Genomic DNA, 12,117 nt, shown 5'->3' on the forward strand with positions numbered 1-12,117 from the left:
TGCAGGGCGTTCTGAACGGGGTTTTCAGGCGGTCTTGGCTTCGCTCAGGCCCAGCAGTTTCTTCATCTCGTCGCGGATGGCGAATTTCTGGATCTTGCCCGTCACCGTCATCGGGAAGGCATCGACGAAGCGGATGTAGCGCGGCACCTTGTAGTGCGCGATCTGGCCCTTGCAGAATTCGCGGATGTCGTCCTCCGTCACTAGCGCGCCGGGCTTGGCGATGATCCAGGCGCACAGCTCCTCGCCGTATTTTTCGTCGGGTACGCCCACGACCTGCACGTCCTGCACCTTGGGATGGCGGTAGAGAAATTCCTCGATCTCGCGCGGGTAGATGTTCTCGCCGCCGCGGATCACCATGTCCTTGATGCGGCCGACGATGTTGACGTAGCCCTGCTCATCCATGGTGGCCAAATCGCCCGTGTGCATCCAACCCTCGGCGTCGATGGCTTCGCGGGTTTTCTCCTCATCGCCCCAGTAGCCGTGCATCACGGAGTAGCCGCGCGTGCAGAACTCGCCCGACTGGCCACGCGGCACGGTTCCGCCTGTTACCGGGTCAACAATTTTGATTTCCAGGTGCGGCTGCACCTGGCCGACGGTGGTGACGCGGCGCTCCAGCGGCGTGGCCGTGTCGCTCTGGCAGCTCACCGGGCTGGTTTCCGTCATGCCGTAGGCGATGGTGATTTCCGACAGGTGCATTTGATCGACCACGCGACGCATGACTTCAATGGGGCAGGCCGTGCCAGCCATGATGCCGGTGCGCAGGCTGGAGAGATCGAACTCGGCAAAGCGCGGGTGGTCCAGCTCGGCGATGAACATGGTGGGCACGCCATGCAGGCCTGTGCATTTTTCGGCCTGCACGGTCTCCAGCACCGTCAGGGCGTCAAAGCCGTCGTTGGGATAAACGATGGCGCTGCCGTGCGTGATGCAGGCCAGATTGCCCAGCACCATGCCAAAGCAGTGGTACAGCGGCACAGGGATGCACAGCCGGTCTTCTGGCGTGAGCTTCATGCACTCGCCAATGAAAAAGCCGTTGTTGAGGATGTTGCGGTGCGTCAGCGTGGCCCCCTTGGGAAAGCCCGTGGTGCCGCTGGTGAACTGGATGTTGATCGGGTCGGTGTTCTTCAGGCCGGCCTGCACCTGTGCGACTTGCGGATCATTGGCATCGCCCGTGGCCAGCAGCTCGGAAAAGCGCTGCATGCCTGGTTGCTCCTGGCCCTGGCCGGGCACGTCGATCCAAACCACACGACGCAAAAAGGGCAGGCGGCGGGCAGCCAGTTGCCCTGGCTCGCATTGCTCCAGCTCAGGGGCCAATTCACGCAACATGCCCAGGTAGTCGCTCGTTTTGAAGCTGGGCATGGCCACCAGGGCCTTGCAGCCAACCTTGTTGAGCGCGTATTCGGCCTCGGCTGTGCGATAGGCCGGGTTGATATTGACCAGCACCAAGCCCACTTTGGCCGTGGCCAGTTGCATCAGCACCCATTCCACATTGTTGTGCGACCAAATGCCGATGCGATCGCCCGGCTGAAGGCCTGTGCGCAGCAAAGCGCTGGCGAATTGGTTGACTTTGGCCTGCAGCTCGCGGTAGGTGTAACGCTGCCCCTGATGGCGGCTGACCAATACATCACGCTCAGGGTAACGCTGCACCACGGCGTCGAAGAAATCGCCAATCGTTTGCTCTATGAGTGGCGTATGGGTGTGGCCTTTGGCATAGCTCAGCTCTTTCGCGGTTTCCATTTATGTCTCCTTGAAACCTGTGAATTCAGCCCTGCAATCAGGGCGTATGGACGCGGCATGATAGGAGCGCCAGCCAGCCTGAGTGTGTCAATACGGGTACAAAACATGCCAGGACGGCACTGTGTGGCGGAGTAGGGCTTGGTGACAGAAGTGAAAGGGATGGCGGGGAAGCTATTTGCATAATTACCCCTCTTATGAATTTGACATAATATACATCGTATCGACTATGAAGCCTGATCGATTGGCCCCATACCGCCAGGCAATGCACAGGCAAAGCCGCGTCGATACTGACTGGGATCGGGCAAGCACGCCGTCCCTGCGGCGGTGATCAAGCTGCTGCGCATCTGGGCTGGCTACGAGCTGCCAGGCAAGGCGTGGGCGGGCTGGTCGATGCACTCGGGCAAGCGCTTGGGCATGCCTGCCCGCCTAACCGGCAAGCTTTGCCCTTGTTTGTGATTCAAATGAAAGTCGGCATCAATCACTGTATTTCAGCATGACCAAAGAAGTCGTGCTGGCATATATGGCGCTATCACCTTGGTAATGTGCAAACCCTCGACCTATGGGGTTTGGTGCTTTTCCTGTATCGCCTTTTGCCCCATTGGTGGCAATTTTGGAATCTTTGATGACCTCTCCCGTATGAAGATCAAGAAGGGCCATGTCATCGTCCAAGCGTATCCAGGCTTTGCCGTCGGTTGCAAGTGTCTGGATACTATTAAACATCGCTTTCGTAATCGAATATTGTGTGCCTGATACAAGCTCAACGGCTTTGAATTGGCCGTTGGTGTCAATGAACGAACTCAAGGCTCGCCCGTCGGAGCTGCAGTGCAATCCCTGGTATGCACCACCGTTTTCATTAATCAGTGTTGTAACCGACCCGGATTTCGTTATATGTCGAACAATGTTTTTATCGAGCAAATAATAATCTTCACTTGACCCTTGCGGGCAAATTTTGTCAATGAGGGAAAAAACGGCTTGTTTTCCAGTGCCATCTTTTTGTTGTTCTCCAGGCCCAGCGACGCGAGGATTGGGGGTGGCAAAACCGGCCAATTGCGATAAGCGTCCTTCAGAATCCAAATGCCAAATTCCGTTGCCATGCCCCGGCTTGTTTCTATTGCTTATACCAAGCCCGCCTGTAAAACCCTCTGAGTCTGCAATCAACAGGCCTCCATCTTTTGCCATTGCAATGGCCGATGGGCTGGCAAGCGTAGTCAGCGGGCCTTGCGTTTGCGCATGGTAAGGCGGCGCTATAAATTGGGTTTTAATTTCCTTGCTCTCGATATCGAATACGCGGATTCTGTACGATGCATCGCATACGGCCCGTTCAAGAGTCAGCACCTGTAATGCTGAAGTATTAATGGCTATATCGCTGATATAGCCCAGCATCACCCCACTTCCTGCGCCATCTACGCAACCTCTTGACGTGTCGGCATGATTGGTGATGGATTCAGGCCCCAACAAAGTCCTGAAATTTGTTTTGGTAATATTTTCTAAGTAATTTTCATCGCTGCCGCCACAAGCGGCCAAAAATGAAACAAAAATGAATGGAAACACTATTTTTTTGCGATTTTTCATAGCTGTGCCTATGGTCTGTAAAAATTGAATTACATGCTGACGCCTACCCTGTTTGCATACAATTGGCAAAAACCCTGATTTTTATATTCTCTTCTTTGTCAGAAAAGCAAAATTCCGGTCAAAACAGGCTGCCTTTGCGGGCTAAATCAAGCAGCCCGTTCAGGGCATGCCAGCAAGCCGCTTCACGCACGGCCTGGCGATCACCAGCGAATATGCACCGACGGGTCAGGACATCGAACACCGGCGCAGCAGCGTTTTGTGTTTGGGATGGTGAGGCAGCCCAGGCAAACCACACCGTCCCCACCGGCTTTTCTTCGCTGCCGCCGCTGGGGCCTGCGATGCCGGTGATGGCGAGGCTGAGTTGGGCTTGGGAATGGCGCAAGGCCCCTTCGGCCATGGCGCGGGCGACGGGTTCGCTGACGGCGCCGTGTGTGGCGATGAGCTCGGCGGGCACGCCCAGCATTTGCTGCTTGGCTTCGTTGGAGTACGTCACCATGCCCCGCTCAAACCAGGCGCTGGAGCCTGCCAATGCCGTGCAGGCGGCGGCCACCATGCCGCCGGTGCAACTTTCGGCGCAGGCCATCATGCGGTTGGTGGCGATCAAGCATTGCGCCAATTCGGCGACGGCGGCGGTTATACGGTCGGCCATGCAGTCGAGATCAGACATGGGGAAAGCTCCAATTTCTCCTGTTTCACAAAGCCCGCTGGCATTGGCGCACAACGCGCAAATGCCATAGGCACGCCGATTTTGTCCGATACCATTGCCCGCTTTTTCATCCTTTGCCTGTTGTCCATATGAGCTCGCCTGCCTCCCCTCGCCCGCCCCTGCATGTTGGTGTTTTGACTGGCGGCGGCGATTGTCCTGGCCTGAATGCGGTGATTCGCGCCGTCACGCTGTGTTTAACGCAAGAGCTGGGCGCGCGCGTGACGGGAATTGAGCGCGGCTTTTGGGGTTTGATGGAGCGGCGCTCGCGCCCGCTCACGCGCGCGGATGTGCATCACATCGTGCACGAAGGCGGCACGATTTTGGGCACGCACAACAAAGCCAACCCGTTTCAGTGGACGCCCGCTGGCGGCGCCGATTGCTCTGCGCAGGCCCTGGCTTATGCGCGCGAGCTGGGGCTGGATGCGCTGGTGGTGATTGGCGGCGATGGCTCGATGAGCATTGCCCACCGGCTGGAGCGCCTGGGCCTGCCCGTGGTGGGCGTGCCCAAAACCATCGACAACGATTTGATGCACACCGATCGCACCTTCGGCTTTGACAGCGCGGTGGCCGTGGTGGCGCATGCGCTGGAGCGGCTGGAGACCACCGCCCGCAGCCATGGCCGCATCATGATTTTGGAGACGATGGGCCGCTATGCGGGCTGGATTGCGCTGGAAGGCGGCCTGGCGGGCGGCGCGGATGTGATCGTCATCCCCGAGCTGCCCTACGACATCGAAGCCATCGCCCTCGCCTGCCGCCAGCGCTACAGCCAGCAAGGCTACGCCCTTATCAGCATCGCCGAAGGCGCCAAACCGCAGGGCGGCGAGATGACGGTGCGCGAATACCTGCCCGACAGCCCCGATCCGCTGCGCCTGGGCGGCATCGGCGAAGTCCTGCGCAGCCAGTTGATGCCCCTGGTGGATTGCGAAATCCGCGCCACCCAATTGGGGCATTTGCAGCGCGGCGGCTCGCCCACGCCGTTTGACCGCGTGCTGGCCACGCGCCTGGGGCACTACGCGGCCGAGCTGGTCAAGCGCCGCGAATTCGGGCGCATGGTCGTGCTGCAAGGCGATGCCTGCCACAGCGTGCCGTTGGCCCAGGTGGCCGACCTCAACCGCACCGTGCCTTTGCAGCACCCGCTGCTGCGGGCGGCGCACAGCATGGGGATTGCGCTGGGCGTGGCGGATGCAGCGGCTTCTTAAGCCCGCATCAGGAATTTTTCAAAAGAAAAAAGGATTCTTACCTATCATGCCGAAATAGGCTAATTTTATTTCCTTTTGATTGGTAAAATGGAGTATTTCAGCGCCCTATTCCGGCCTACTCTGGCTGCACCGCCCCATGCTGCTGGCGATACTGCGTGGGCGACAGCCCCGTCCAGCGGGTGAAGGCGCGGGTAAAGCTCTTGGCGTTGTCAAACCCCGTCATGCCCGCAATTTTCTTGACGGGATGGCGGGTGCGCACCAGCAATTGGCAGGCGCGCTCGCTGCGCACCTCGTCCTTGATGCGTTGCAAGCTGGTGCCATCCTCATGCAAAAAACGGTGCAGGCTGCGCACGGACATGTGCAGCTCCTGGGCCAGGCTCTCGGCCGTTTGCAAACTGCCTTCGCCCTGGCTGAGCAACTGGCGCACGCGCTGCTGGGTCAGGCGATCGCGCCGATAGGGTTTGACCACCACCAGCAAAGCGCGCTGGAGCATGTGGTTCAGCGCCGTTTCATCGCGCCGCACGGGCATGTCCAGGTAATGGGCATCAAAGTGCAGGCAGGCGCGCTGCGCGCCATAGCGGATCGGGCCGGGGAACATCAGCCCCACCTGCGTGGCATACGCCGGTGCCGCAAAGGGCAAATCCACACCCAGCAGCGGAATCTGCGAATCGAGCAACCAGCAGGAAAAGCCATGCACATTGCGCAGCAGCGTCAGCAGCCCCATGCGGCGCTGATCCGGCTCGGCCGCAAAGTGCTCCTGCACGCTCACCGTCACCACCTTGCGCGCGCCTTGCTTGTGCACCTGCACTTGCAGCGCCAGATCTTGCGTGAGCAGGTTGTGGTGGCGGCACCAGCGCGTGAGCGCCACCCGCAGATTGGGCGCGCTGATGGAGGCGCGCGCCAGCAGCCCATAACTGCCCCACGGCAGGGGGCGGCTGAGCCAGCCCAGCGCCTCGTCGTCCAGATCGCGCATGGCGTGGGTGGAGAGGCGCTCCATCTGCAAAGCCGTGATGCAGCCGTTGGGGTTGCGCCAATCGGCGGGCGTGATATGGGCGTGCTCGAGCGCCTGCACGCTGCTTTTGCCTTTGCGGCGGTAGGCTTCCAAGATGGTGAGCACAAAGGCCACGGGCGAAGCCTTGGCGGGCTGCAACGACGGCTTGGCACTGGCGGCCGGGGACGATTCTTTGCAGGCTTCGGCACAGGCGGCGCCTCTGGAGCGAGCGCCCTGCCCGGCTGCGTGAAGGCTTGGAGAGGGATTGGTGAAAGCCACGTCGTCAAAAAGTGAAATGAATGGAGGAATTGACCGATTTTGGCACTTTTCGTGCCCGTTCTGACCCGGAATAAACCCTCTCCAAGCGTGCTGCATGCATGCCCGGCATGCAGCTTCCCCACCCTTTCTTTACGGGCTTGCGCACAGGCTTGAGGCTTACTCGTAGCGCACGGCGATGATTTCGTAGCTGCGCTCGCCGCCAGGGGCCTGGACGACGGCCACATCCCCTTCAAACTTGCCGATCAGCGCGCGTGCGATGGGGCTGGAGACGTTGAGCAAGCCTTGTTTGATGTCGGCCTCGTCCTCGCCCACGATTTGGTAGGTGACTTGCTGGCCGCTGTCCTCATCTTCCAGCTCGACGGTGGCGCCAAACACGACCTTGCCCTCCGCATCCAGCGCGGCGGGGTCAATCACCTGCGCGGCAGCGAGCTTGCCCTCGATGTCCTTGATGCGGCCTTCGATAAAGCCTTGCCGATCCTTGGCGGCGTCGTACTCGGCGTTCTCGCTCAAATCGCCTTGCGCGCGCGCTTCGGCAATGGCGTTGATGACGTTGGGGCGATCAACGGTTTTCAAGCGGTGCAACTCCGCCTTGAGCAGCTCGGCGCCGCGCTTGGTGATGGGAAGGGTGCTCATGTGTATCCTCGTTTTTCCAAAAAAATGCACCGCAGAGCGTTGCCGCTCAGCGGTGTGGTGTGTTCATCAAATCGATGGGGCGTATTGTAAGGGCTCTGCCTGTGCGCCATCGCAATGTGCAGCCTGCCAAAGGGCTTTCAATTATCAATCAATAGGCAAAAAATATGGCTTATTTCGGCTTGTTGGATATTAAGCTTAATTTCCTTTGGTTTGCATTTCCATTTTTGCCGCTGGCATTGTGGTGGCGCCGGGCTTAACGCTGCATGCGCAATTGCTCCAAGGCCTGCGCAGCCTCCTGCGCGCAGGGGCCTTGGTGGACGTGGGCCAGGTACTGCTGCAAATCTTCGATGGCGCGCTCCACCAGCCCCAATTGGCGGTAAGTCAGCGCCCGCTCGCGCAGCGTTTCCCAATCCGTTGGCAGCAGCGTCATCAGGCGGTTTTGCACGCCCAGCAGCCGCGCGAAATCGCGTTGCGCCATAAAGATGGCCTGCAAATTGCGCAGCATGTGCGCAATGATTTCGCGCGGCGTGGCGGTTTGCAAAAGCAGCCCGGGCATGCGCTGTTCAACCAGCGCGGCCATGCGGGCGTCGCCTGGGTGCAGCCGCTGCGCCAGATGCGCTGGCGAGAGTGAGCGGCCATTGAGCGGATCGATCACGATTTGTTGCCCTTGCCCGGGCAGCACGCGAATCAGCAATTGCCCGGCGAAGAACACGCCGTGCGCGTTGAGATAGACGTCTTTAGCCAACTCCAGCCACAGCAAGGCCAACGGGACTGCGCTGCCTTGGCGCTGGGCGAGCACGTGGTGCAGGTAGTGGTTTTCGGGGTCTTCATCGCCGCCGTCGTGGTTTCCGTGGCGCTCGCGGGGTTCGTGGTGAGGGCCAAATTGCAGCTCGTCGTAGAAAAAAAGGTTGAGCCGGATGAGGCGCTCGGCCACGGTCAAATAATGGATGCCCCGTTGGTTCAAGCGGGCCTGCAGGCGCTCGACGTCATCGAGCACTTGCTGCAAATCCAGTTGCGGGTATTCGTCCTGCGCCAGGCTGGCGGCCGCTTCAATCAGCGGGAAACCCTTGTCGGACTGCACGAGCGAAGCAAAGTATTCAAGCGGCGCGGGTGGCTGCAAATTCATCAACATCCGACATTCCCTCAGCAAAGCAAACAGCCTTTAACAGGCCAAAAATCTGGCCCATTGTCGGTCAAAATGCGCTTTCTTTCCGCATAAACCACGAGCGCACCGATAGTTGAAAACCCCGATTGCCAGGGTTTTTGGGCGCTTTTGGCGCTTTGCGGTGTTTTATCTGCCGCACAACAAAAAAGCCGGGCTGTGATTGGCCCGGCTTTTTCAATGGTGGTGATAGCGGCTATGGGTGTTCAGCCCAGGTTTTTGTCGATGAAGGCCTGGATTTGCGCCTTGTTGCCAGCGCCGACGTTGGTGGCGGCCAGTTGGCCGTTCTTGAACAGCATGAGCGTGGGGATGCCGCGAATGCCGTATTTGGCGGGTGTGTCGCGGTTTTCGTCCACGTTCATTTTCTTGATAGCCAGTTGGCCTTCGTAGGCGGCGGCCAGCTCGTCCAGCACGGGGGCGATTTGGCGGCAGGGGCCGCACCATTCGGCCCAGAAGTCGAGCAAAACGGGGGTGGCCGATTGCAGCACTTCGGCCTCGAAGTTGGCGTCGGTGATGTGGGTGATCAAAGCAGAGGACATGGGGAACCTTTCAAATGCAACAGCCCGGTGGCCTAAAAATGAAAAACAGGCGTGGATTCTGACAGAAGTTGATACGCCACGCTGGCGAGAGGGGCTGCGCGGCGCTCTGGTTGCAAACAGCCGCGCGCTTCATCGGCCCGATTCACCAGCCCAATTCATCAAAGCGCATTCACTGCAACTTCACTGCAACCACTGGGGCTTGCGCTTTTGCAAAAAGGATTGCACGCCTTCCTTGCCCTCCGCGCTGGCGCGGATGTCGGCAATGCCTTGCACGGTTTGGGCGATCAGGGCTGCGTCGATGGGGCGCTCGGCCACGTCTTGCACCAGTTTTTTGCATTCGCGCACGGCATTGGGGCTGGCGCTGCTCAGCGCGGCGCACAGCTCGGCCACCTTGGCATCCAGCGCGGCGGCGTCGGGCACGATGGCATGGATGAAGCCGGTGCGCAAAGCCTCCTGGGCGTCGAAGCGCTCGGCCGTCAAAAAGTAGCGGTGCGCCGCGCGCGGCCCCATGGCGCGGATGACGTAGGGGCTGATGGTGGCCGGAATCAGGCCGAGCTTGACTTCACTGAGGCAAAAGCCCGCGCCTTCCACGGCCACGGCCATGTCGCACGCGGCCACCAGGCCCATGCCGCCGGCGTACACGTCGCCTTGCACGCGGGCAATGGTGGGTTTGGGGCATTCGTAGATCACGCGCAGCATTTCGGCCAGCTTGCCCGCATCGGCCAGGTTTTCCTCGCGCGTGTAATCGGCCATGCGGCGCATCCAGTTGAGGTCGGCCCCGGCGCAAAAGGCTTTGCCTTCGGCGGCGAGCACGATGGCGCGCACATCCGCACGCTGGCCCAGCTCGCCAAAGGCCTGGGTGAGTTCGGCGATGACTTCGTCGTTAAAGGCGTTGCGCACGTCGGGGCGGTTGAGGGTGACGGTGGCGATGTGGCCTTCTGTGGTGATGCGAAGGGTTGGGGTCATGGACGGGGTGCTCCTTGTGATCGTGTGGGATACGGGTTCAAGCGGGCGATCCTACGCGAGGCGGGGCCTTGGGCAAGCCCCCGATTGAGCCACTTTGGCAACCTTTGCGTTCGTTGTTGGCCGTGCGCCCTCTCCTGCTTGCGGGGGGAGGGTTCGGCAACACACCTTGGCCCGCGTGCCGCAGGGCAAGGGTGCGTTCATCTGCAAAGGTCAGGCAATTTATCAATCAAAGTAAATTTGAAACAATACCCATCATGCCGAAATGGGAAATTTTTATTTCCAATTGAAATGTAAAACGAATTCACTTGCCCTGTCCTTGGCGGGCTTGGGCGTTGCGCTCGCGCAGGTGGGCGAGCTTTTCGCCGATCTTGATTTCCAGCCCGCGCGGCACGGGTTGGTAGAACTGTTGCGCGGGCATGCCTTCGGGCAGGTAGTTTTCTCCAGCGGCAAAGGCATCGGCCTCGTCGTGGGCGTAGCGGTAGTTTTTGCCGTAATCCAGCTCTTTCATCAGCGCCGTGGGGGCGTTGCGCAGGTGCAGGGGCACGGGGCGGGTGCCGTCTTGCTTGACCCAGGCTTTGGCGGCTTTGTAGGCGGTGTAAACGGCATTGGATTTGGGCGCCACGGCCAGATAGACGATGCATTCGGCCAGCGCCAGCTCGCCTTCGGGTGAGCCCAGGCGCTCGTAAGTTTCCACCGCATCCAACGCCAGGCGCAGCGCGCGCGGGTCGGCCAGGCCGATGTCTTCGGCGGCCATGCGGATCATGCGCCGGCCGATGTAGAGCGGATCCACCCCGCCATCGAGCATGCGCACCAGCCAGTACAGGGCGGCGTCGGGGTCGGAGCCGCGCATGGATTTGTGCAGCGCGCTGATGGTGTCGTAAAACTGCTCGCCGCCTTTGTCGTAGCGGCGCAGGCGCTCGCCCAGCACGCGGTGCAGCCAGGCGGGGGTGATGGTGGCAAGCTGCTCTTGCTGCGCGGCCAGGGCCAGGGTTTCGAGGGTGTTGAGCAGGCGGCGGGCGTCGCCATCGGCCCAATCGAGCAATTGCGCCAGCGCGCCCTCCTCCATCGCAGGCACGGCGCCCAGCGCCTGGGCGCGCTGCACGATTTCGCGCAAATCTTCCGGCCCCAGAGGCTGCAAAACGTAAACGGCCGCGCGCGAGAGCAAGGCGGAGTTGACTTCAAACGAGGGGTTTTCCGTCGTCGCGCCCACGAAGGTGAACAGGCCGCTTTCGACGTGGGGCAAAAAGGCGTCCTGCTGGCTTTTGTTGAAGCGGTGCACTTCATCGACGAAGACGATGGTGCCTTGCGGCATCAAGCCATCGCGCGCGCGCTGGGCCAGCTCCACGGCTTCGCGGATTTCCTTCACGCCGCCCAGCACCGCGCTGATGGGGATGAATTGCGCGTCAAACGCATGGGCCATTAGCCGCGCAATCGTGGTTTTGCCCACGCCGGGCGGCCCCCAGAGGATGCAACTGTGCGGCCGCCCCGATTCAAACGCCAGCCGCAGCGGCATGCCCTCGCCCAGCAAATGGCGCTGGCCGACGACTTCGCCCAGCGTATGGGGGCGCAGGCGCTCGGCCAGGGGTTGGTGCGGTTGCGTTGCCATGGATGGAGAGGGCAATGGAGAGTGGATTCAGAGCAAAAGCAAATGCTCGGCAGTAGCGCCGCGCACGGCGGAAAGGGCAATGCGCTGGTCGAAGCTGGCCAAAGCGCCGCCGTGCTTGACGGCCAGGGCCAGTAGATACGCATCGGTGATTTGGTTGTGGCCGCTGATGCGGGTGAAATCCAACACCTCATCGGCCACCAGAGAGAGGTCATCGGGCCAGAACTGGTGGTCCAGCAAGGCATAGATTTCATGCAGCTTGCTGCGCACCCGCTCAAAACCAACTGGGCCGATACGGCGGCTGTATCCAGGCAGATTGAGGATGCGCAAAACGCCGTTTTCAGTGAGCGGGCAGGTGGCAATGGCAGGCAGGGCGCTCATGAAGCGCTGCGCGTTTTGACTATGCGGATGACTGTCGTCAAGCAGCGCAATCCAGACATTGACATCCAACAGCAGGCGGCGAGGAGTGGACATGGCTCACATGCCCTCTTCATCTTGCAAGCGGTAAATATGCTCACTGCTGATGACATCGCCCTCACGCGCAGGCAGCAAGCTGAAAGGGCTGCGCAAAGCCGGCGTTTCCTGCACGGCAGGCGCAGTCGAATGGCCATGCGCCTGCACGCCGCGGCGCATCCATTTGGACACCGCCTGCCCCAGCGTAATGCGCTCGCGCTGGGCGGTTTGCTGCGCGAGGATGAGCATGTCGTCGTCCAGATTGAAGGTGCTGCGCATC

The 12,117-nt window shown here is 60.5% G+C and carries 12 protein-coding genes; 1 reads left to right on the top strand and 11 read right to left on the bottom strand.

Features of this window, described 5'->3' with window-relative positions; all coding sequences use genetic code 11:
- Positions 1-24 precede the first annotated feature (24 nt).
- The 3 genes from EBQ26_RS02495 to EBQ26_RS02505 form a co-directional block, all read right to left on the bottom strand.
- Positions 25-1,734 (bottom strand): AMP-binding protein, encoded by a 1,710-nt coding sequence (locus EBQ26_RS02495; RefSeq protein ID WP_122237443.1) that lies wholly within the window; start codon positions 1,732-1,734, stop codon positions 25-27.
- A gap of 474 nt (positions 1,735-2,208) precedes the next feature.
- The gene (locus EBQ26_RS12565) at positions 2,209-3,306 is read right to left on the bottom strand and encodes an SMP-30/gluconolactonase/LRE family protein (protein WP_124779693.1); all 1,098 of its coding nucleotides are present in this window, start codon (positions 3,304-3,306) and stop codon (positions 2,209-2,211) included.
- 118 nt (positions 3,307-3,424) lie between these two features.
- A complete protein-coding gene (locus EBQ26_RS02505) occupies positions 3,425-3,973 on the bottom strand; it encodes a CinA family protein (protein WP_122237445.1) in 549 nt (182 codons plus the stop codon).
- A gap of 158 nt (positions 3,974-4,131) precedes the next feature.
- Between EBQ26_RS02505 and EBQ26_RS02510 the strand changes: the two genes are divergently transcribed.
- Positions 4,132-5,211 carry a 6-phosphofructokinase gene (locus EBQ26_RS02510; RefSeq protein ID WP_390614159.1) on the top strand — a complete coding sequence of 360 codons (1,080 nt, stop codon included), beginning with the start codon at positions 4,132-4,134 and terminating at the stop codon, positions 5,209-5,211.
- Between the two features lie 115 nt (positions 5,212-5,326).
- Here the strand turns inward: EBQ26_RS02510 and EBQ26_RS02515 are convergent, their stop codons facing one another.
- The 8 genes from EBQ26_RS02515 to EBQ26_RS02550 all read right to left on the bottom strand — a co-directional run bounded on the left by EBQ26_RS02515 (position 5,327) and on the right by EBQ26_RS02550 (position 12,116).
- Entirely contained in the window at positions 5,327-6,481 is a 1,155-nt protein-coding gene (locus tag EBQ26_RS02515) for an AraC family transcriptional regulator (RefSeq protein ID WP_238944091.1), read from the bottom strand.
- A gap of 156 nt (positions 6,482-6,637) precedes the next feature.
- Positions 6,638-7,114, bottom strand: coding sequence for a transcription elongation factor GreA (greA, locus tag EBQ26_RS02520; protein WP_122237448.1), 477 nt, complete (start codon positions 7,112-7,114; stop codon positions 6,638-6,640).
- A 253-nt stretch (positions 7,115-7,367) separates the two neighbouring features.
- A complete protein-coding gene (locus tag EBQ26_RS02525; RefSeq protein WP_122237449.1) occupies positions 7,368-8,246 on the bottom strand; it encodes a SirB1 family protein in 879 nt (292 codons plus the stop codon).
- A 236-nt stretch (positions 8,247-8,482) separates the two neighbouring features.
- Complete coding sequence (gene trxA / locus EBQ26_RS02530) at positions 8,483-8,815, bottom strand: thioredoxin TrxA (protein WP_122237450.1); 333 nt, start codon at positions 8,813-8,815, stop codon at positions 8,483-8,485.
- A gap of 180 nt (positions 8,816-8,995) precedes the next feature.
- Positions 8,996-9,781, bottom strand: coding sequence for an enoyl-CoA hydratase/isomerase family protein (locus EBQ26_RS02535; RefSeq protein ID WP_122237451.1), 786 nt, complete (start codon positions 9,779-9,781; stop codon positions 8,996-8,998).
- A 301-nt stretch (positions 9,782-10,082) separates the two neighbouring features.
- On the bottom strand, positions 10,083-11,387 hold the full coding sequence (locus tag EBQ26_RS02540; RefSeq protein WP_122237452.1) for a replication-associated recombination protein A: 1,305 nt from the start codon (positions 11,385-11,387) through the stop codon (positions 10,083-10,085).
- Positions 11,388-11,414: 27 nt separating this feature from the next.
- Positions 11,415-11,858 (bottom strand): TA system VapC family ribonuclease toxin, encoded by a 444-nt coding sequence (locus tag EBQ26_RS02545; protein ID WP_122237453.1) that lies wholly within the window; start codon positions 11,856-11,858, stop codon positions 11,415-11,417.
- Positions 11,859-11,861: 3 nt separating this feature from the next.
- Positions 11,862-12,116: a hypothetical protein gene (locus EBQ26_RS02550; RefSeq protein WP_122237454.1), complete on the bottom strand. Its 255-nt coding sequence runs from the start codon at positions 12,114-12,116 to the stop codon at positions 11,862-11,864.
- Between the last annotated feature and the right edge of the window lies 1 nt (position 12,117).

It is taken from the genome of Allofranklinella schreckenbergeri (assembly GCF_003703475.1).
Classification (GTDB): domain Bacteria; phylum Pseudomonadota; class Gammaproteobacteria; order Burkholderiales; family Burkholderiaceae_C; genus Lampropedia; species Lampropedia schreckenbergeri.

Bases quoted from the DNA above. Each gene is read 5' to 3' on its own strand.
- EBQ26_RS02550 (WP_122237454.1), bottom strand. From the start codon at position 12,116: ATGCGCAGCACCTTCAATCTGGACGACGACATGCTCATCCTCGCGCAG.
- EBQ26_RS02505 (WP_122237445.1), bottom strand. From the start codon at position 3,973: ATGTCTGATCTCGACTGCATGGCCGACCGTATAACCGCCGCCGTCGCC.
- EBQ26_RS02540 (WP_122237452.1), bottom strand. From the start codon at position 11,387: ATGGCAACGCAACCGCACCAACCCCTGGCCGAGCGCCTGCGCCCCCAT.
- EBQ26_RS02545 (WP_122237453.1), bottom strand. From the start codon at position 11,858: ATGTCCACTCCTCGCCGCCTGCTGTTGGATGTCAATGTCTGGATTGCG.
- greA (WP_122237448.1), bottom strand. From the start codon at position 7,114: ATGAGCACCCTTCCCATCACCAAGCGCGGCGCCGAGCTGCTCAAGGCG.
- EBQ26_RS12565 (WP_124779693.1), bottom strand. From the start codon at position 3,306: ATGAAAAATCGCAAAAAAATAGTGTTTCCATTCATTTTTGTTTCATTT.
- EBQ26_RS02535 (WP_122237451.1), bottom strand. From the start codon at position 9,781: ATGACCCCAACCCTTCGCATCACCACAGAAGGCCACATCGCCACCGTC.
- EBQ26_RS02495 (WP_122237443.1), bottom strand. From the start codon at position 1,734: ATGGAAACCGCGAAAGAGCTGAGCTATGCCAAAGGCCACACCCATACG.
- EBQ26_RS02525 (WP_122237449.1), bottom strand. From the start codon at position 8,246: ATGTTGATGAATTTGCAGCCACCCGCGCCGCTTGAATACTTTGCTTCG.
- trxA (WP_122237450.1), bottom strand. From the start codon at position 8,815: ATGTCCTCTGCTTTGATCACCCACATCACCGACGCCAACTTCGAGGCC.